Origin of the sequence: Roseovarius conchicola (assembly GCF_041403425.1) — a bacterium.
In the GTDB taxonomy this organism is placed as follows: domain Bacteria; phylum Pseudomonadota; class Alphaproteobacteria; order Rhodobacterales; family Rhodobacteraceae; genus Roseovarius; species Roseovarius conchicola.
The window spans coordinates 88994-108992 of sequence record NZ_JBGEHK010000008.1; the positions used below are offsets into that span (position 1 = coordinate 88994).

The following is a 19999-nucleotide window of genomic DNA, read 5'->3' on the forward strand; positions in this document are numbered from 1 at the left end:
ATGCCGCGAGACGAACGGCTGGTTTTTGCGCATTGCCAGCGCTTAGTAAAGAAAAGACTAGAGTTGGGCGAGTGCCCGGATGTGTCCCAAGAGGACTCTCATGGGCCTGGTGGCTAAGTAACCGTAACTGGCAGCGACTGTAGATCACCCAAATTGGAGACTTTGTTCTTCAGGTGAACAAGATTTACGCAATTCGCCTTTGGTTTCTGTGTGCGAAAGCCGGCAGCACTCTACTATTGTGAAAATCGCATTAATAATTGCCAAACTAGCGCTCTCAATCCGTCAGCCGGCGAACTTATGCTTGGAAACAGAAAATAAGTTCGGGCAACGAGTCGCCGATTTTGGGTGGACAATAACCAAAGGCACAGCGTTCCAGGCCCGTCGTGAACGGATGTGAAACTACAGGTGGAGAACGGCCTTGGGTAAGCCTTGGTATTCAACAGCGGAGAGACAAATGCACAAATCGAATAAATCAACCAATATTTCCCGCCGGAGTGCGCTGAAGCAACTCGGCGCGAGCACGGCATTGGCCGGTGCCGGCAGCGTGTTGGGTGCCCCGATGATCTGGGCCCAGGAAATCAAAGACGTCACCCTGTTGCACTTGGGCCCTTCTTATTCGGTGTTCCCGGACATGGTTGAGCAGGCCTCGGCCGATCTTGGCTTCAAGGTTGAGATGCAACACGCCTGGACCGACGGAATCATGGCCCGTGTCGTCAACCAACCTGACACGCTGGACATTGCCGACCTGGAATTCTGGGCCACCCAGCGCGTCTGGCGCCGGGGCAACATGCAGGCGCTGGACATCAGCAGGATCAACAACTGGGACAAGATCATCCCGATCTTCCGGGATGGCAAGAATTTTGACGGGTCGCCCATGTCGACACAGGGCACGCTGCCCTTCGAAGTGCAATACGTCAACAGCGACGGTGGGCTGGCCAATATCGCCACGGATCAGGCTTCGATCATTCCGACAATTTACAACGCTGATACGCTGGGCATCCGTCCGGACCTGATCGGTCGCGATGTCAACAGCTGGGCCGAGCTGCTGAATCCCGAATTCGCCGGGAAGACGGCGCTGATCAACGTGCCCCAGATCGGCATCATGGACGCGGCCATGGCCATCGAGGCGCGCGGCGACATCACCTACGGCGACAAGGGGAACATGACCCGCGAAGAGATCGACAAGACCATCGCGATCCTGATCGAGCTGAAAAAAGCCGGACATTTCCGCGCCTTCTGGTCATCCTTCGATGAATCAGTGAACTTCATGGCGGCGGGCGAGGTGGTGATCCAGTCGATGTGGTCGCCTGCCGTAACGGCGGTACGCTCGCGCGGGGTTGACTGCGAATATCGCGGCCTGGGTGAAGGCTATCGCGGTTGGGGCAATGGGCTTGGCCTGATGAGCCATCTGGATGGCCTCAAGCGGGACGCGGCCTATGAATACCTGAACTGGATGCTGTCCGGCCCCTATGGCGCCTTTGTGGCGCGGCAGGGCTACTACGGATCGGTGCCGGAAACCACCAAGGCGTCGCTTGGCGCTGACGAGTGGGACTACTGGTATAACGGCAAACCGGCCGCGACAGAAATCAAGGATCCGTTCGGTGGCACAATGGAACAGCCCGGTCGGGTACGTGACGGCGGTTCGTTCGAGCAACGTGTCGGTGGCATCACCGCTTGGAACACGCTGATGGATGAAGGTCAGTACCTGGTCGAACGCTGGAACGAATTCGTCGCCTCCTAAGCAAAAGACCTTAGGAAAACGCGCCGGGCACGGATAACTGCCGTGCCCGGACGATCTGGACTGAACGAAATACTTGGGTGGCGATGCCAATGAACAAGAACCTAATTTCATGGCTACAGGTGTTGCCTATGGCAGCCATCCTGATCGCCTTTGTCGGTATCCCCCTTGCCACCGTCATATCGCTGAGTTTCTGGACCTTTGACGGGCTTGAATATTATCCGGATTTCACCTTTGAGAATTATGCCAAAGTTTTCTCGTCCTGGGTGACCTGGAAAATCTTTCTCAATACGATCCGTTATGCCGCCCTGACATGGGCAATCGCGCTTGTGATCGGGTTTACGGTTTCCTATTACCTTGTTTTCTTTGTGAAAAACTTGAAGGTGCAGATCGCGCTTTTCCTGCTTTGCACCATCCCGTTCTGGACATCGACGGTCATCCGGATGATTTCATGGATCCCGTTTCTGGGCCGCGAAGGTATTTTCAACACGGCGTTGATGTCCGCCGGCGTGATTGATCAACCGCTTGAGTTTCTGTTGTTTTCCGATTTTGCGGTCGTGCTGACCTACGTCAACCTGTTCACGCTGTTCATGATCGTGCCGATCTTCAATGCGATGGTGAAGATCAATCCGAACGTGATCGAAGCTGCCCAGGACACCGGCGCCAGCAATGCCCAGATCCTGTGGAATGTCATCATCCCGCTGACCCGAACCGGTATCGCGCTCGGTACGATCTTTGTCGTGACCCTGGTGATGGGTGACTTCTTCATAGTCCGGGTGATGAGTGGTGGGCAGAGCACATCAGTCGTGTCCGCGATGAAAAACAATATCGATCAGCTGTTCTATCCGCAGGCGGCTGCCATGGCGGTGCTGCTGATCGCGGTGGTTGTATTCATGGTTTCGGCAATCCTGCGCGTCGTGGATGTGCGTGCCGAGCTGGCAAAATAGGCGAGGAACAATGGCAAACAACGAAAAATCTGGGCGTGGGATCGCCTTTTACCTGCTGACCGCCTTTTTTGTCTTGTTCATCCTGTTTCTCTATGGGCCGATGATCGCGATCTTCATCCTTTCGTTTCAGGGTGAAACCGGGGGCATGACCTTCCCGTTGCGGGGCGTATCGACCCATTGGTTCGGCGACCTTTTTGCATCGTCTCGCTATGGAGATCTGGCCGGCTCGTTCAAGCGTTCGATCGCACTGGGACTGGTGGCAATGTTGATCACCGTCGTCGTGTCGTTTTTCGCAGGCCTCGCGTTCCGGCGCCGGTTCCTCGGCTCCGGACCGGTGTTTTACCTGGCGATCATCTCGCTGGTGATGCCCGGCATTCTGGTCAGTCTCGGCATCGGTCAGATGTTTCAAACCATGGGCATCCGGCCACACTGGCTCATCTCGGGGCTGGGTGCACATCTGAGCTGGACGTTGCCATTTGGTCTGCTGATTATGTTCGCGGTGCTCAACCGGTTCGACGGAACCTGGGAAGAAGCGGCCCGCGATGCAGGAGCAACACCACTGGGCGTTTTGCGCCATGTCACCCTGCCGATCCTCTATCCGGGGATGATCGCGGTGGCCTTGTTTGGACTTACCCTATCCTACGATGAATTCCCGCGCTCGCTGCTCGCAGTAGGTACGAAAAACACATTGCCAATCCACATTGCGACACTGACGTCGAATGTCACCACACCGGCACTTTATGCCATCGGCACCCTGACAACGGCGCTGAGCCTGCTTGTCATTGTTCTGGCCTTTACAGGTATCGCAGCAACACAGCGCCGTCACGGTAAGTGATTGGGCAACGGATCAAGGAACGGAAGAAATGAGCAAACAAGGCGAAATCGTACTTGAAAAAGTCACCAAATCCTTCGGCGCGATCAAAGCGGTCGATGCGGTTGATCAGGTCATCGAAGGCGGTAGCTATTGCTGCATGATTGGCCCATCGGGATGTGGGAAGTCCACGCTTCTTAGAATGATCGCGGGGCATGAAACACCCACATCCGGGCGTATCATGATTGGTGGCAGCGACGTGACATCGATGCGGACCGGAGAGCGCGGCACAGCGTTGATGTTTCAGGACTACGCGTTGTTTCCACACCTGAACCTGACGGACAATGTCGCCTTCAGCCTGAAAATCCACGGCGTAGCCAAGGCCAAGCGTCGTGAAAGAGCATTGGAGATGCTGGAGCGGGTTCAACTTGCCCAACTTGCCGAGAGAATGCCGTCAGAACTTTCGGGTGGCCAAAAACAGCGGGTAGCACTTGCCCGGGCGCTGATCACCAATCCCAGTGTGTTGTTGCTGGATGAACCTCTTTCGGCACTGGACGAATTCTTGCGCTTGAAAATGCGGGTCGAGTTGAAACGTCTTCAGGATGATCTGGACATTACCTTCATCCATGTCACGCACACGCAACCAGAGGCAATTGCACTGGCCGACAAGGTGATTGTCATGGACCACGGCATCATCGAGCAGGCCGATCATCCTCGAGTCATCTATGACCAGCCATACAGCCCCTATATCGCCCGTTTCATGGGTGGGCAGAACGTGGTGACAGGGACAGTCTCAGGAAATGCCAATGGCCATATCGTGGCCGAGGTTGAAGGTGGCGATCGCTTTGATCTGCCGGCGAAAGCAGACGTTTCGATTGGCGATCAGGTTCGATTTTCCGTACGCCGTGACAAGATCCGAGTCGTCAAAAAAGCCGAGCAGGATTTGAACACGTTGCGCGGCGAGGTCGTCAATGTGGAATACCAGGGCACCTTCGTCAAAGTTGGACTAGACTCGCACCAAGACGATGAATTCATCGTCTACATGGATGATCGTGAATACTTCGAAAATCCGTTGACAGTGGGTGACGCGGTCATTTCAGAATGGTCAACGGAAAATGTTTGCCATCTGCTGGGCAGCAACAATTCCAGCGGAGATTAAGCTGTATTCCCGTCAGGAAACAGTTCTTCTGCGACAGCCACGAAATTCGTCAGTGCGGGCGTTTTGTAGGCGCGGTTCCAGGCCAGCAGGGTCGATATTCTTGCATCGCAATCGCTGATCGGCTTGGTCATGATGGTTCTGGGTTGGAACCGGGCGATCCCCTGGGAATAAATTGAAACGCCCAACCCGGCAGATACCAGGCCGAGAATGCCGAGCGCGTTCGATGCCTCGTATCTGACCGAGATCGAATGGCCGTCTCGCGAGAACATGTCATTTACAAAAAGGCGAAAGAAATCCCATTCGGCCATGTTGCCCAGAACCATCGGGTAATTCGCGATCTCAGCCAGGGTCACTGATGGCCTCGTGGCCAGACGGTGGTTGGTTGACAAAATGGCGACCGGAGGTTCCGACATCATTTGCCGGGTTTCAAACTGTGGATGTGAAAACGGACCCAGCATGAAACCGGCGTCGAGCTTGTTGCGCGACAATTCGATCTTTTGCCCCTGCGTACGGATATACTGCAACTCAAGCTCGATATCGGGATAGCGGCGCGTGAATTCGCGCACGATCTGCGGCATGATCTCCATCGCCGCGAATGACATATAGCCGATTCTGAGCGATCCGGCTTTGCCTTCTGCCGCAATCCGAGCGGCCTGAACCGCAGCCTGGATCTCGTTACTCATCAGCCTGGTGCGTTCATGAAAGATCTCTCCGGCAGCGGTTAGCGATACTTCCCGCGTGGTGCGGCGGATCAGCTGATAGCCCAGAAGATCTTCGAGTTGGCGGATTCGGCGGCTCAGAGCGCTCTGGTCGATTGCCAGCCTTTCGGCAGCGCGTCGAAAGCTGAGTTCCACCGCCACGACATTGAATGCCTCAATATCCCTGGAATTTGGTTGAACGGCCATTCTGAACTCCGGATTTCTTCTTAATACACCTTATTTTACTTAGAGTTGGCGATAAATGCAAAACCGGCATTAATACTGGGGGATACAACATTTGTTTCCTGCGCTCAACTTGGGTTCACTAGGACGAGGGTGCACAAAGCAGCCGCTTGTTTTGAAACCGACACTTGACCTTTGGAAGGTCGAAAAATGAGGACCGAACATGAGCGACGTAGATGTCAAAGAACTGGATCAAATGCTGCAACAGGCATTCGACGTGGCAAGCGAACTATATAAGGAACGCGGATTCCAAAGGCGCGTGGGTTTCGGTCAGAAACCTGCACTGGTGAGCGTCGATCTAGCCAATGCCTGGACGCGTCCAGGCAATCCGTTCACCTGTGATCAGGAGAAGATGGACAACAAGATCATTCCGGGAATGCAGCGTCTATTGGAGGCTTGCCGGGCCAATGGTCATCCGGTGATCCATGTGACTACGGCCTATGAAATCACCGACCGCAATGCAGAGTTCACCGACATGGGGCTGTGGCATGACAAAATTCCGATCGATGTGGTTGATCTTGCCGACAAAGACCTCTGGGCCATCGACAGTCGTATTGCCCCGATCGATGGCGAATATACGCTGCTGAAAAAGCGCGCGAGTTCGTTCCACGGTACAGAACTGGCGGGAATTCTGCGCGCCAACGGGGTGGATACGATCCTGGTAACCGGCGTGACGGCCTGTGCCTGTGTGCGCCAGACCATTTGTGACGGGATTGCAGACGGGTTCCGCACTATCGCGGTAAAAGAGGCCATTGGTGACCGTGTACCGGGGGCCGTTGCATGGAATCTTTTCGATATCGACGCCAAGTTCGGCGATGTTGAAACGGTCGACACTTGTGTCGACTACCTGAACACCGTCAATCGTGCGAACGACGACAGCTGATCAAGATGCAGGCGGTTGAAGCCGCCTGCCACTATAAAGATTGGGAGACATGGAATGGCGCGTATAGGCGTTGATGTGGGGGGAACCAACACCGATTTGGTTCTGGAATGCGACAAGGGGACCTTTTTTCACAAAGTGCCCAGTACGACGTCGGACCAATCCATCGCGACGGTTCAGGGAGTTGAACAAATATGTGAGATGGCCGGTATCGACAAGCAGGATATCGAAGTGATCAGCCACGGTACTACCGTGGCCACCAACATCACCATCGAACACAACGGTGCTGAAGTCGGTTTCATTACCTCCAAAGGTTTCCGCGACATCCTGCATATCGGTCGTCACAAGCGACCACATAATTTCTCGCTGCATTTCGACGTGCCATGGCAGAGCCATCCTCTGGCTAGGCGTCGCAATCGGTTCGCGGTGACAGAGCGTATTCGCCCGCCCACCGGCGAAGTAGAGGTGCCGCTCAACGAAGATGAAGTCCGGGCCGCCTGCGCCACCTTCAAAAAACGCGGCATCAACTCCGTCGCTATCGGGTTCATGTTTTCCTTCCTCAACGACAGCCATGAAAAGCGTACCCGCGACATCGTGCTTGAAGAAATGCCCGGCGTATATATTTCGATCTCTTCCGAGGTCGCCAATGTGATCCGCGAGTACGAACGGTTCTCGACCGTTGCGATGAACGCCTTTGTCGGACCACAGTCTTCGATGTATCTGCGCAATCTGGAAGCCAAAGTGAAGGGTGCGGGTATTCCGGCCAAACTTCGGGTCATCCAGTCGAATGGAGGAATCTCCACCATCGAAGGCTGCGCCAAAAAACCGGTTGGCATTCTTATGTCCGGCCCTGCTGGCGGAGTGATCGGAGCGCTTTCCGAGGCACGACTGGCTGGAACCGACAACATCCTGACGGTCGATATTGGCGGGACTTCGGCAGACATCTCGACCATTGCCAACGGCCAGATTCGCATCAAGAACCCACGCGATACAGTGGTGTCAGGCCATGCGGTGATGGCACCGATGATTGACCTTGAAACCATCGGCGCCGGGGGTGGCTCAATTGCCTATCTCGACGCGGCAGGAGGCTTTAATGTCGGGCCACGGTCTGCCGGGTCCGAACCGGGACCGGCCTGTTACAACCGCGGTGGCACAGAACCGACGGTGACCGATGCTCAGGTGGTCCTGGGCCGGATGGACGCAGACAAATTCCTGGGCGGCGACCTGCCGTTGGATCCGAAATTGTCCCACAAGGCGATCAAGGAACATATCGCTGATCCGCTGGGACTCTCGGTGATCGACGCCGCGCTTGGTATCATCAGGATCATGAACAATAACATGTCGCTGACCATCCGCTCGAATTCCGTTGCCAGAGGCTATGATCCACGCGATTTCTCGCTGATGCCATTCGGTGGCGCGGGCCCCTTCCATGGCACGGCCCTGGCCGAGCTTGTCTCCGCTCGCGACGTGTTGGTGCCGCTGGCGCCCGGTATAACGGCGGCGATGGGCCTGTTGGGCACCGACCTGCAATACGAGCACACACGGTCGGTCATTACCAATCTCTATAGTGCCGATCAGGCGAGCATCGAAAAGGTGAACGCGGTCGCCGAAGAACTCAAAGCCATGGGCAAGGAACTGCTCGACGGAGATGACATTGATGAGGCCGATCAGGTATTCGAGGTTATCGCCGAGATCCGTTACCACGGACAAGGTTTCGAGCTGCGCATTCCAATACCCAAAGGCGGGTTGACGGCCGACAACAAGGCGGCGGTGATTGACGCCTTCCATAAGCAGCACATGGCTGATTATGGCTATTCCTTCGACGACTCGCTGGTCGAGCTTTACACGGTCCGGGTTATTGCGACGGCCGATGTGCGCCGTCTGGAACTAAGTCCCCTGTTCAAAGGAGGCTCGGATGACGTCGAAAACGCCTTCATGTATGAACGCGAAACCGTGTTCGACGATGGGTCTACCCATATGACCCCGCGTCTGGATCGTGGCAGGTTGGGGGCCGGAACAACGGTCAACGGACCGGCAATCATCATTCAGCACAATTCCACCACACTGCTGCCGCCCGGCTACACAGCCAAGGTTCTGGAATATGGCAGCATGCGGCTCACGAAAGCCTAAGGGAGGACAGATCAATGGCCAAAGAAGACAAGAAAATTGATCCCATCACCCTACAGGTGATCCGGGGTTCCATCGAAACCATTGCCGAAGAAATGGCGCATGTGCTGTTTCGGATGTCATTCTCTTCGATCATTCGGGAATCCGAGGATCTGGGCGCAGGTTTGTTTGATACGGAGTTCAACACGCTGTGCGAATCCGAATCCACGCCGATGCATATCGGTTCGATCCCCGGCTACCTGGGCGGTATTCAGGACACGCTGGATGACGGCGAGTGGTATGAAGGCGACGTGGTGGTCCATAACCATCCCTATCACGGCGCATCCCATACGCCCGACCTCGCCATCGTCATTCCGATTTTCTATCAGGGTGAACTGGTCGGATATTCCGGCAATACGGCGCACCACATTGATATTGGCGCGGCGACGCCGGGCCTGATCATCGATGTGCCGGATGTCTATGCCGAGGGCATGTTGTTTGCCGGAACCAAGCTGTATCGCAAGGGCAAGCGCAACGACACGATGTGGAACTTCATCAACAACAACAGCCGCGCAGCGCGGCAACTTGTCGATGATATCGAAGCGCAGATCGCCTCGGCCCGGCTGGGGGTGAAACGGTTCAGGGAACTTCTGGACCGGTATGGCAAAGACCTTGTGTTTGGCGCCTGCAACCAGTTGATGGATTATTCCGAGAAGATGCTTCGCCAGCGGATCGCGGACATCCCGGATGGTGAATACCGTGCCGAAGGCTGGTTGGATGACGATGGCCGCAACCGCGGACAAACCCTGCCGGTCAAGGTCTGTGTTCGGGTGATCGGTGACCGGGTCGAGGTTGATCTGACCGGGTCATCGCCGCAAACGCCCACGGCCTATAACGTGCCCTTTGAAGGGTCGACCAAAGTGGCGGCTTTTGCGGCGTTCCGCAAGCTGCTGCTCGACACCGCGACCAGTGACACACGGGTGCCGTCCAACCAGGGCTCTTTCCGTCCGATCGAGGTCATAGCTCCCAAGGGTTCGATCTTCAATCCCGAGGCCCCAACCTCGGCCGAGGCGCGGTTTACCCAGTGTAACATGATGATTGACCTGATCATGAAGGCCATGGCGCCGGTCCTGCCGGACGAGATCATCGCGGGCTCTTCGGCATCCATCTCATTTGCGTCTTATGCGGGCGTACGCCCCAATGGCGAATACTGGGTGTTCCTGGAGGTCAACGAAGGCGCCTACGGCGGGCGGCCCAATTCGGACGGGCCTGACAGTATCGACAACCTGATGGCCAATACACGCAATAACCCGCTGGAAGATCTGGCGATGCACATCCCGATGATCTGTGAACGCTACGAGCTGCGCGATGACGTACAACCCGGAGCGGGCAAGTATCGCGGCGGTATCGGCGTCGTCAAAAGCCAGCGCATCCTGACAGATGGCATCATCACCCATGAAAGCGAACGTCACACGAATGTGCCTTGGGGTATTTTCGGTGGCAAGGAAGGCGCCGCTGGCAAGTGCGAGATCTACAATGTCTCGTCCAACGAACCCGCCCGCGAGATGCATTCCAAGTTTCACGGGCTCGAGGTCAGGAAAGATGATGTCATGGCCTATTACAGCCCCTGTGGCGGCGGCTTCGGCAGCCCGCTGGAACGTGACCCGCAAAAAGTACTGGATGATGTCCTGGATGGGTTCTGTTCTGCTGAACAGGCGCATGATGTCTATGGTGTGGTGCTCGATCTTGACGCCGAGACCGTTGATCTGAGCGCCACAACTATCCGCAGAGAGCGTATGGACGCTGCGAATTGACACGTCATGGTAACCACGACGTGCTCCCCGACTGAAAGCGCCTGCCAGAGCGATTCAATTGTTCCGGCCGGTGCTTTCTTTTTTCCGGTAGAGCGGTTCGAGAAAACGCGTCACTTTGCGTTTCTGCTATTGCCAGAATTTACCTTGCTTGCATTCAGTTCCGCAATTGATCCACTTCGAATTGCCAACCAACTTGCACAAAAGCCACTCTACCAGTGGCAGGTTTTGTCGGAGGGCGGTGGCCCGGTCAGATCTTCCTCGGGAATACTTGTTGGTGCCGACCAACGCCTCTCCGAACCGGACCGTACCGCACAGGTACTGATCTGTTCGGGCAATCTGGGTAGTGTGGCTGCATCCGAGAAGACGTTGGCGTCACTGCGGCGTCACAGCAGGATGGGGGGCACTTATGGTGGTATTTGCACCGGTGCCATGACCTTGGCGCGTGCTGGGCTACTGCGTGATCGCACGTTCACCCTTCATTGGGAAAACCAACCGGCATTTATCGAGACGTTCCCCGACCTGATGCCGACATCGCGTCGGTTTGAAACCGAAGGCGGAATGCTGACGTGTGGAGGAGGAGCTGCGGCAACCGATATGATGTTGTGGGTGATAGCCCGTGATTTCGGCGAGGAGTTCGCGATTGCCGTGTCTGACGTGTGCCTTCGTGGGGTCGGGCTAGATTCTCGGCCGGAACAACGTTCGTCATTAGCGACAGCGATCAGCACCAGAAATCCCAATGTTGTTCAGGTTGTCCGCGAGATGCATGAGACAATCGAAGACCCGCGGCCCTTAGACCTTCTGGCTCAGAATGCAGGCTATTCGCGCCGCCAGATCGAACGGCAGTTCAGGCAGGTGTTTGGTGAAACTCCCCTGACCGTCTATCGCAACATTCGGCTGGATAGGGCGCGCAGTATGTTCGCAGAAACTGACATGACGGTACTAGAAGTGGCCGTTGCTTGCGGTTTTAAGTCGAACTCAGGGTTTTCCAAACACTACAAAATGCGGTTTGGCGTGTCACCGTCAGCCTTCAGAAATCACGGCGACAGGCGCCCAAGTTCTGCGTTGGAAGGTCGTTAGCCCTAAGTCTGTGGGTCGCGGAAATGCGGTGGCGCGACGAAAAAACCGGCACTCTGACGTCCGATTTCTACCGGATTTCGGCTTAGTCCCAAAGGCCGGTTTCCACACAAACTACAAATTTGATTGCAACGCAGCATCGGTCGACTAGGGCTCGCTCCAGACCTTAGCTGCAAGGCAACCGAAGGTCTTGAAGGCGGGACAAAATTGCCTTTTGCAGGTGCGGCTAGTGCGTGCGCAGAAATGCTTCGCAGCGGCAACCGGCACATCGCAGCGTTGCGGGCCATGACATCAGATCGGTCATAGCGTACAATGGTGAACCTTGGATTTCAAACTGCCGATTGTTGCTTCCGAGATTGACCATCAGAGCGCCGGACATTCCAAATTATTGGAATTGTGATTGCAACAACCGGATTTCGGCGGCATTGTATTTTCCGGATTGTTGATTGAGGGGCAGAGATGTTGATCGGTTTCGAACAGCCCTTTGTCTTGGACGGCCCCGCTGAATAAGCACTTCGAAGGGTATCCCCGAGCGTCGCTGTAAACACTTTCCTTCAAAACAGCGTTTCTGTGCAAACCCAGACGACGCCGGATAAGCCGTAGTTAAACTAGAATTGCAAACCGATTTCATCTAGGAACCGAGCCACCCCGGGGCTTATCGGACGTGTGCTGGCAACAAACGCGCCATAGTCCCTGCTTTCAAACAAATGGTTGATCGGATGACAGACCATGCCGTCAGGAATATCCCCAAGCATTTCTTGAGTGCAGAGCGCAAAATAGAGGCCGATATGTCTTCTGGCATATTCGATGCTGCGCTCCACGTTCGGGCATTCAAGAGCGACCTCAGCCGTCAATCCGTGTTCGCGCAGCTTGGTATGAAGATCCGATGTCGTACGCGTAAATTCGGCAACCGGTGGAATGATCAGGGGAAACCGTGCCAGATCGCGAAGCTCGATCTGTCTTGCCTCCGACCAGATGGGGTGATCCTGCGGACCGATCAGGTAATGATCAAGGCTGCGCCACGGGATACCGGAGAGATCCGCAGGCAATTCGTTGATCCGCCCAAAGCACAGATCCGCCTTGCCTTCGCGTGCCAGGGCAACCATCTGATCGAAGTTCACCTGGAGAAGCTGTGTTTTGATGTTCGTCTCACGCAGGCAGAACAGTTCAATATGTTCCGCAAGGACACTTGAAAAACTATCGCCGGTGGCGGCAATGACTAGGCTGCTTTCGCGGGTGGATCTGAGGTCGGCGATACGTTGCAGCAGGTTGTATTCCTCTGTCTGCATCCTGTCTGCAAAGCCATAGACCAGACTGCCTGCCTCGGTCGTCGAAATCCGGCCCCGTCCACCGCGGATGATCAGACTGCAACCGATCTGTTCCTCAAGTTTTCTGACCTGATGACTGACAGCTGCCTGGGTGCGGTGCATTGCCTGCGCAGCTTTGGAAAAGCTGCCGAGTTTCACAACAAAATAAAAGCCCGCAAGCTGTTGGCTGTTCAGAGGCATCACATACCTGCATGTATCAAGCATTATTATTAGTAGTATTTTCCAAATACATTACAACTATTAAATTCGTTTAAATATGACAGCATGATAAATAGCCCCCTATGGCGCATTAAAAGGGGGATAAGATGAGCAGTCAGACAAATCGGAAACGACCGAATATCGTGATGATCTGCGCCGACCAGCTGCGTTACGATGGTTTTGGCTGCACCGGAAGCCCGGTGGCCCGCACGCCCAATATCGACAGTATCGCCGAACGCGGCTTGTCACTGGACAACCATCACGCGCCTTGCACCATCTGCGCTCCCAGTCGGGCCAGTCTGTTTTCGGGGCTGCAACCGCGACGTCACGGGCTGGTCAGAAACGGACTGGCGCTGTCGCCGTCTCTGGAACTGTTCACCCATGTCATGATGGATGCGGGCGTGAACACCCATGCTGTCGGCAAGCTTCATTTTCAACCCATTCTGGCCAATGCATCCTATGCCATGCCGGAATCGAATGCGTTCTGGGATCTGCCTGAGACACAGGATTGGGTCGGACCTTTCTACGGGTTTCGCAGCACCGAACTGGTCATTGGCGAGTCGTTCTCATCGGTGCGCGGTGGGCATTACGCCAAATGGCTAAACGAAAATCACCCGGATATTGCGCCGCTTTATCTGCGGGAAAACAGTCTGGACGAAGAACCCGACGAGATGGACGAGGTCTGGCGCTGTGCTGTTCCAGCCGACCTGCACTACAACTCATGGATTGCCGACCGGTCGGTGCAATTTCTGGAAAACCGCAAGGATGACGATCCGTTCTTTCTGTTTCTGTCCTTTCCCGATCCACACCACCCCTTTGCGCCGCCGGCCCCTTATTGCGACAATTTCGATCCCGGCGACATGCCGATGCCCCGGGTCGTTGATGGGGAACTTGACCGCATGCCGGACTACATCCGCGACGAGGAGTGGGGACAAAGCGACGGAGAAAAGCTGAGCTACAGTGATTTTTTAAACCGTGGCGGCGGAACCATGGAGCAAGGCTCCTGGCAGCGCACGGCAGACTTCAGCAACACCAGTCTGCGCAAGATCATCGCCTATACCCATGCGATGGTGCAGATGATTGACGATGGCGTGGGCCGGGTGCTCAAGGCGATCGAGGATCAGGGCCTGGCCGACGATACCTATGTGATAATGACCTCGGATCATGGCGAATTGCTGGGGGATCACGGGTTGATCCGCAAGGGGCCGATGGCCTACCGCGAGCTTCTGCACGTCCCCTTTGTCATTTCTGGGCCGGGCATAGAGCCGGGAAAGCGTTTGAACCGGCTGACAAGCCATCTCGACATCAAGAATACCCTGCTTGATCTGATGGGGCTGTGCGGCGAAACCGTCGGTGACGGCATGTCGCTGAAGCCAATTTTGCATGGCAGTGATGCGACGACCCGAGATCATCTGTTTGTGGAGTATTTCCCGCGCGTTCTGGACAAGCTGTACAACATCTCGGTGATCCAGGATGACGCGAGGCTGACGCTTTATCCGCGAAACAAGAACGCGTCCTGGGGCGAATACTTCGATCGACGCGCAGACCCCGGCGAACATGACAACAAGTATGATGATCCGGACTACCAGCAAGACATCGGCGCGCTGACCGCATTGATCAGGGAAGAATTCGGACCGGCGCCGCCGATCGGCGGCCGTGTTCTTGGCGCCTATTGAAATCAAAATAACCGGGAGGACTGAAGAATGAAGACCGCAATCAAACGCAGAACTTTTCTGGGAACCGGAGCCGCAGCCGCAGCGACCGCTGCGGGTTTTGGCCCGCTTGCTTTGACAGGGCGGGCCCATGCGCAAAGCCCGCAAACCGGCGGCGTCTTGCGCCTTGGACTGGATGGTGGCAGCACGTCGGGCGACAGCCTTGATCCGCGCCGGACCGTCGGAGTTTTCAGCAACGTCACATCGCGGCAGATCTATAACGGGCTGGTTGTCGCCGGAGTTGACGGCAGCGCGACGCCCGAACTGGCCGAAAGCTGGGAAGTTTCCAACGGCAACACGGTCTGGATCTTCAAACTGCGCCCGGGCGTCACGTTCCACGATGGCAAGGCGCTGACCTCGGCGGATGTTGCCTATTCGCTGAACCTGCACCGGGGCGAAACGGCGGAATCGTCGTTCAAAAGCCAGCTTTCCAGCGTGGCCGAGATTGCAACGCCGGATCAGGCAACTGTCGTAATCACACTATCAGGTGGCAATCCGGACTTTCCCTTCACGCTTACCGATTGGCGCGCCGCGGTTGTTCAGGATGGCACAACCGATTTCACGCTTCCGGTTGGCACCGGTCCGTTCAAGCTGACAAGCTTTGAGCCCGGCGTGAAATCGACCGGCACGCGCAACCCAGATTACTGGAAGGAAGGCCAGCCCTATGTCGATGAGGTGCAAAACATCGTGATCAACGATGCGACGGCACGTTCTGCTGCGCTGCGCAACGGCGATGTGGACATCATCGACAATGTCGATTTCAAAACCGCCGGCCTGCTCGGGCGACTGGACGACATCAATGTGTGGGAAACCCAGGGCCGCCAGCACTTTACCTTTCCGATGAACGCGCAGCTTGCTCCGTTTGACAATGTCGATGTGGCGCTGGCGATCAAACACGGGTTTGACCGCGAAGCCTTTGTCAAGACGATCCTGCGCGGCCATGGCTCAGTCGGAAATGACAATCCGATCCCGAAATCCGATCCGTTCTACAGCGCCGAACTTGAACAGCGCATCTATGATCCCGAGCGTTCCAGGTTCCACCTGCAAAAGGCTGGGTTGGAAAGTATTGATGTCACGCTCGATGTGTCGCGCACGCCTTACGGGCAGGCGGTCGACGCGGCCATTCTGATGGCCGAAGGAGCGAAAAACGGCGGTGTCAATATCAAGGTCAACCAGGTGCCGGAGGACGGCTACTGGAAAAACGTCTGGCTGAAATCGGCCTGGTGCGCGTCATTCTGGAGCGGGCGGCCAACCGCAGATCTGATGTTCTCTGCGGCCTATTCACAAGGCTCTTCCTGGAACGAGACAAGATGGCATAACGAGCGCTTCGAGCAGCTTCTCGTCGAGGCGCGTTCAGAGTCCGACGCTGCGGCGCGCAAGGCCAAATACGCGGAAATGCAGCTATTGGTACATAACGAATGCCCGACGGTGATCCCTGCCTTTGCCAGCTATCTCGACGCCGGGCGGGCAAATGTGATGGGATGGGAACCAAACCCGAACTTTCGGCTGCACGATTTCCGCATTGCCGAAACCGTCTGGTTCGGGTGATCCCGGCAACCTATCTACGATGAAACGTGGCCGGAGAAAGGTTCCGGCCACGAACTCGGTCGAAACGAGGGCACCCTGAATGACCAAGCTGATCCTTTGGCGACTTCTGGCTGGTGCTGGCGTGTTGTGGGTGGTTTCGATCCTGATCTTCGCAGGCACACAGCTTCTGCCCGGCGACGTGGCTGATGCCATCCTTGGACGCAATGCCACACCGGAAACCGTAGCTGCGCTGCGCGAGCAGCTTGGCCTCAACCAGCCGGTGCTGACCCGGTATTTCAATTGGATGTGGGGATTCGTGCGTGGCGATTTCGGCACCTCGGTCGCGACCGGTCGTGACATCGGCGAAATGATCGGCGGTCGGGCCTATAACACGGCTCTGCTGGCGGGCGCGACCGCGCTTTATTCTGTTCCATGTGCTATCCTGCTTGGCATCATTGCGGCGATCCTGAACGAGAAACACCCGCTGGCGGACCGCGGCATCTCTGCCGTGGCCCTGCTCTTCATCAGCATGCCGGAGTTCCTGCTGGCCTATCTGCTGATCTTCTGGCTTGCGATCGGACTGGGCTGGTTTCCGGTCATTTCCGCACCCGGAGAAACCTGGGTGGAAACCGCAAGGGGACTGGTCATGCCATCTCTGGCTCTGGCGGGTATGGTCGTTCCCTATGTGATGCGCATGACGCGGGCTGCGGTGCTGAACGAATTGCCCAACGCCTATTTTGAAATGGCCCTTCTGAAAGGCGTGACGCGCAATCGTGCAGTCTTCAAGTATGCGTTCCCCGTCGCTCTGGCCCCGATCCTCAATGTTGTGGCCATCAACCTGGCCTATCTGGTGGTTGGTGTGGTCGTCATCGAGGTTATCTTCAATTATCCCGGGTTAGGGCAATTGATGGTCGATGCGGTCGCATTCCGAGACATCCCGACGGTGCAGACCACCGGCATGATCTTTTGCACAGTCTTCGTTCTGCTCAATCTTCTGGCGGACGTGCTTGCAATCATCTCGAACCCCCGCCTGAGGCATCCGCGATGAGCACACAGAGTTTTAGAAAATCCGACCTTTTCGATGTGTCTCTTGCCCTGATGCTGGGCATGGGCATCGTCGCGATCTACCTCATGGTGACGATTGCGGCGCATTGGATCGCCCCTTACGGGCAAACCGAGATCGTTGGCGATGTGTGGGAGCCGTCCTCGGCCCGGTTCTGGCTTGGCACGGACAATCTTGGCCGCGACATGTTCAGCCGGCTCATCTACGGCACGCAGACGACGCTGATCATTGCCATTCTTGCCACGCTGATCGCATTCGTCGGGGGATCGTTCCTCGGGACGGTTTCGGCGCTTTCGCAGGGCGGGTGGACGGATTGGATGCTGAGCCGGGCCGTCGATGTGATCATGGCCTTTCCAGTTCTGATTTTCGCGCTTGTGGTGATTTCCGGTCTCGGGTCAAGCCCTGCTTTGATTATCGCCATCATTGCAGTGGTCCACGGTTCGCGCGTTTTCAGGATCTCGCGGGCGGTGGCGATGAATATCGTGTCCCAGGACTACATCGAGATCTGCCGGTTGCGCCGCGATCCCATGCTCTATGTGATCTTTCGCGAAATTCTGCCGAATGCGGCCCCGCCATTGGCCGCGGAATACGGCGTGCGGCTCAATTTCGCGATCCTGTTCGTCAGTTCGCTGAGTTTCCTTGGCCTTGGCATCCAACCACCTGATGCCGACTGGGGCAGCATGGTGCGCGAAAACAGCGAAGCCATGGCCTATGGCATCCCGACACCGCTCTACCCGGCATTTGCGCTCATGATCTTTTCCTTCGGCATCAACCTGATCGTCGACTGGTCCCTGTCCCGGACCACACGCGCCGCGAAGGGTGAGCACTGATGCCAGAGAATGTGCTTACCGTCCGCAACCTGGAAATCGAAGCCCGGGACCGACATGCCCAGACTGGCTGGAAGCGGATCGTCGATGATATTTCATTCGATCTGCCGCGTGGGTCGGTACTTGGTCTGATCGGTGAATCCGGCGCAGGGAAATCGACGATCGGGCTTGCCGCACTGGGATATACGCGCGCGGGTTGCCGGTTTGGAACCGGAAGCAGTGTCATATTGGGCAGCAACGAGATGACGGCGCTGACACCGCTGCAAGCAGCGGCTCTGCGTGGCCGCGAGGTTGCCTATATCGCGCAAAGCGCCGCGGCCTCCTTTTCCCCCACATATCGTCTGATCGACCAGATTTGCGATGTTCCGGTGCGCCGTGGCCTGATGCGCCGGGATGCGGCACGCGACAGATCGCGAGAGCTGTTCCACCGGCTGCACTTGCCCGATCCGGAGATTTTCGGCGAGCGGTATCCGCATCAGGTGTCGGGCGGACAGCTGCAACGGGCGATGATCGCCATGGCCTTGTTCAACAATCCCGACTTGGTTGTCTTTGACGAACCCACGACGGCGCTTGATGTCGTCACACAGGTTGAGGTTTTGCTGATCGCGCGTGAAATCATCGCCGAATTCAACGTCGCGGCACTATATATCTCGCATGATCTTTCGGTGGTCGCGCAGATCGCCGACGAAGTCATTGTGCTGAAGGACGGGCGCGAGGTGGAATTCGACGACACCAGAACGATCATCGAAAACCCCGAACAGGCCTACACCAAAGCTTTGGTCACCAATGACTTCGGCGTGAAAAATGATGCCGAGCTGGACACAAGCGGCATGACCGACACTGCCTTGCAGGTCCGTTCGGTGACGGCGGGCTACACCCCGGAAAGCGCTGTGCTCAGCAATGTCGATGTCACGCTGAAACGTGGCAAGGTCCTAGCCATAGTGGGTGAATCCGGAAGCGGCAAATCGACATTGGCACGGGTCATAACCGGTCTTCTGCCGGCACGGTCCGGGCAAATTCTTCTTGACGACGCCCCGCTGGCTGCAGACCTGCGCGACCGGTCGCACTCGGATGTCAGCAAAATCCAGTTGATCCACCAACTGCCCGACACAGCGCTCAACCCGCGCATGCGGATCGGCAGTATACTGGATCGTGCGATTCGCGTGTTTCGCAAGGTGCCAAAAACCGTACGCGGCGAGATTGCGCGCGAATTGATGGCGGCGGTCCGACTCGATGCGGACCTGTTGACGAGATATCCGTCTCAGCTTTCAGGCGGGCAGAAACAGCGGGTCTGCATTGCCCGGGCACTGGCCGCGGAGCCTGAGGTTCTGGTTTGCGACGAAGTGACCTCGGCGCTGGACCGGCTTGTGGCCATCGACGTGCTGGCGCAACTTGAAGAATTGCGCGTTCTCAAAAATCTGTCGGTTATCATGATCACCCATGACATGTCGGTGGTCAGGGCTGTGGCCGACGAGGTCTGTATCCTGCTGCAGGGCGAGGTAGTCGAGTTCGGCCCGACCGACGAGGTTCTGAGCGAACCCTACGGTCACGACTATACTGAGCGCTTGTTGACCTCGGTCCCGAAACTCGAGGTCGACTGGCTGGACGGGTACCTTGCCGGACGGGTCCGGCAGCCCATGACGGATGTCCGGTGAGCAGGCACGAACTACGGACACTTCATGATGTTCCGAGTCACAGGCGCGGCCACTACATGCGCTCCGTGCAATCCAGCCATCACCGATTTCGGTTCCGCAGCTATTCGGGCCCGCGGCCAAACCATTCCCCCGGTTCTGGCCTAGTTTATGCTGCCCCGCAACATGCGTGGATATTCAAGAGAAAGAGAATAATCATGGCTAGTCGCGTAAAGACCTTAT

15 protein-coding genes and 1 pseudogene are annotated in these 19999 nt (G+C 56.4%); 13 read left to right on the top strand and 3 right to left on the bottom strand.

Annotation, left to right across the window (positions count from 1 at the left end; all coding sequences use genetic code 11):
* The first annotated feature begins 454 nt into the window (after positions 1-454).
* The 4 genes from V6N02_RS18535 (at position 455) to V6N02_RS18550 (ending at position 4655) form a co-directional block, all read left to right on the top strand.
* Complete coding sequence (locus tag V6N02_RS18535; RefSeq protein WP_371228047.1) at positions 455-1741, top strand: ABC transporter substrate-binding protein; 1287 nt, start codon at positions 455-457, stop codon at positions 1739-1741.
* A gap of 89 nt (positions 1742-1830) precedes the next feature.
* Positions 1831-2685 carry an ABC transporter permease gene (locus V6N02_RS18540; protein ID WP_371228049.1) on the top strand — a complete coding sequence of 285 codons (855 nt, stop codon included), beginning with the start codon at positions 1831-1833 and terminating at the stop codon, positions 2683-2685.
* 10 nt (positions 2686-2695) lie between these two features.
* A complete protein-coding gene (locus V6N02_RS18545; protein ID WP_371228051.1) occupies positions 2696-3520 on the top strand; it encodes an ABC transporter permease in 825 nt (274 codons plus the stop codon).
* 28 nt (positions 3521-3548) lie between these two features.
* Positions 3549-4655 (top strand): ABC transporter ATP-binding protein, encoded by a 1107-nt coding sequence (locus tag V6N02_RS18550; RefSeq protein ID WP_371228191.1) that lies wholly within the window; start codon positions 3549-3551, stop codon positions 4653-4655.
* On the opposite strand, the gene V6N02_RS18555 is transcribed toward V6N02_RS18550, so the two are convergent.
* Complete coding sequence (locus V6N02_RS18555) at positions 4652-5560, bottom strand: LysR family transcriptional regulator (RefSeq protein WP_371228053.1); 909 nt, start codon at positions 5558-5560, stop codon at positions 4652-4654. The two genes, V6N02_RS18550 and V6N02_RS18555, sit on opposite strands and share 4 nt — an antisense overlap.
* Before the next feature lie 199 nt (positions 5561-5759).
* Between V6N02_RS18555 and V6N02_RS18560 the strand changes: the two genes are divergently transcribed.
* The 4 genes from V6N02_RS18560 to V6N02_RS18575 are packed head-to-tail and all read left to right on the top strand — an operon-like array spanning position 5760 to position 11473.
* A complete protein-coding gene (locus V6N02_RS18560; protein WP_371228055.1) occupies positions 5760-6479 on the top strand; it encodes an isochorismatase family protein in 720 nt (239 codons plus the stop codon).
* A 54-nt stretch (positions 6480-6533) separates the two neighbouring features.
* Positions 6534-8606, top strand: coding sequence for a hydantoinase/oxoprolinase family protein (locus tag V6N02_RS18565; protein ID WP_371228057.1), 2073 nt, complete (start codon positions 6534-6536; stop codon positions 8604-8606).
* Positions 8607-8620: 14 nt separating this feature from the next.
* Positions 8621-10396, top strand: a complete 1776-nt coding sequence (locus V6N02_RS18570; RefSeq protein ID WP_371228059.1) for a hydantoinase B/oxoprolinase family protein — start codon at positions 8621-8623, stop codon at positions 10394-10396.
* A 6-nt stretch (positions 10397-10402) separates the two neighbouring features.
* Entirely contained in the window at positions 10403-11473 is a 1071-nt protein-coding gene (locus V6N02_RS18575) for a GlxA family transcriptional regulator (RefSeq protein WP_371228061.1), read from the top strand.
* A gap of 605 nt (positions 11474-12078) precedes the next feature.
* Here the strand turns inward: V6N02_RS18575 and V6N02_RS18580 are convergent.
* Positions 12079-12759, bottom strand: a complete 681-nt coding sequence (locus V6N02_RS18580) for a LysR family transcriptional regulator substrate-binding protein (protein WP_371228193.1) — start codon at positions 12757-12759, stop codon at positions 12079-12081.
* 39 nt (positions 12760-12798) lie between these two features.
* A pseudogene (locus V6N02_RS18585) lies at positions 12799-13002 on the bottom strand (helix-turn-helix domain-containing protein); the annotation flags it as partial.
* A 101-nt stretch (positions 13003-13103) separates the two neighbouring features.
* Here V6N02_RS18585 and V6N02_RS18590 point away from each other — a divergent pair.
* The 5 genes from V6N02_RS18590 (at position 13104) to V6N02_RS18610 (ending at position 19780) form a co-directional block, all read left to right on the top strand.
* Positions 13104-14672: a sulfatase family protein gene (locus V6N02_RS18590; protein ID WP_371228063.1), complete on the top strand. Its 1569-nt coding sequence runs from the start codon at positions 13104-13106 to the stop codon at positions 14670-14672.
* A 27-nt stretch (positions 14673-14699) separates the two neighbouring features.
* Entirely contained in the window at positions 14700-16256 is a 1557-nt protein-coding gene (locus V6N02_RS18595) for an ABC transporter substrate-binding protein (RefSeq protein ID WP_371228065.1), read from the top strand.
* Between the two features lie 79 nt (positions 16257-16335).
* A complete protein-coding gene (locus V6N02_RS18600) occupies positions 16336-17283 on the top strand; it encodes an ABC transporter permease (protein ID WP_371228067.1) in 948 nt (315 codons plus the stop codon).
* On the top strand, positions 17280-18128 hold the full coding sequence (locus V6N02_RS18605) for an ABC transporter permease (protein WP_371228069.1): 849 nt from the start codon (positions 17280-17282) through the stop codon (positions 18126-18128). Before V6N02_RS18600 ends, V6N02_RS18605 begins: the two co-directional genes overlap by 4 nt.
* Positions 18128-19780, top strand: coding sequence for an ABC transporter ATP-binding protein (locus V6N02_RS18610; protein ID WP_371228071.1), 1653 nt, complete (start codon positions 18128-18130; stop codon positions 19778-19780). The genes V6N02_RS18605 and V6N02_RS18610 overlap by 1 nt, the downstream gene beginning before the upstream one ends.
* Positions 19781-19999: the final 219 nt, after the last annotated feature.

Excerpts from the sequence above, each read along its gene's own strand:
- V6N02_RS18535 (WP_371228047.1), top strand. The coding sequence starts at position 455 with ATGCACAAATCGAATAAATCAACCAATATTTCCCGCCGGAGTGCGCTG.
- V6N02_RS18540 (WP_371228049.1), top strand. The coding sequence starts at position 1,831 with ATGAACAAGAACCTAATTTCATGGCTACAGGTGTTGCCTATGGCAGCC.
- V6N02_RS18545 (WP_371228051.1), top strand. The coding sequence starts at position 2,696 with ATGGCAAACAACGAAAAATCTGGGCGTGGGATCGCCTTTTACCTGCTG.
- V6N02_RS18550 (WP_371228191.1), top strand. The coding sequence starts at position 3,549 with ATGAGCAAACAAGGCGAAATCGTACTTGAAAAAGTCACCAAATCCTTC.
- V6N02_RS18555 (WP_371228053.1), bottom strand. The coding sequence starts at position 5,560 with ATGGCCGTTCAACCAAATTCCAGGGATATTGAGGCATTCAATGTCGTG.
- V6N02_RS18560 (WP_371228055.1), top strand. The coding sequence starts at position 5,760 with ATGAGCGACGTAGATGTCAAAGAACTGGATCAAATGCTGCAACAGGCA.
- V6N02_RS18565 (WP_371228057.1), top strand. The coding sequence starts at position 6,534 with ATGGCGCGTATAGGCGTTGATGTGGGGGGAACCAACACCGATTTGGTT.
- V6N02_RS18570 (WP_371228059.1), top strand. The coding sequence starts at position 8,621 with ATGGCCAAAGAAGACAAGAAAATTGATCCCATCACCCTACAGGTGATC.
- V6N02_RS18575 (WP_371228061.1), top strand. The coding sequence starts at position 10,403 with ATGGTAACCACGACGTGCTCCCCGACTGAAAGCGCCTGCCAGAGCGAT.
- V6N02_RS18580 (WP_371228193.1), bottom strand. The coding sequence starts at position 12,759 with ATGCAGACAGAGGAATACAACCTGCTGCAACGTATCGCCGACCTCAGA.
- V6N02_RS18590 (WP_371228063.1), top strand. The coding sequence starts at position 13,104 with ATGAGCAGTCAGACAAATCGGAAACGACCGAATATCGTGATGATCTGC.
- V6N02_RS18595 (WP_371228065.1), top strand. The coding sequence starts at position 14,700 with ATGAAGACCGCAATCAAACGCAGAACTTTTCTGGGAACCGGAGCCGCA.
- V6N02_RS18600 (WP_371228067.1), top strand. The coding sequence starts at position 16,336 with ATGACCAAGCTGATCCTTTGGCGACTTCTGGCTGGTGCTGGCGTGTTG.
- V6N02_RS18605 (WP_371228069.1), top strand. The coding sequence starts at position 17,280 with ATGAGCACACAGAGTTTTAGAAAATCCGACCTTTTCGATGTGTCTCTT.
- V6N02_RS18610 (WP_371228071.1), top strand. The coding sequence starts at position 18,128 with ATGCCAGAGAATGTGCTTACCGTCCGCAACCTGGAAATCGAAGCCCGG.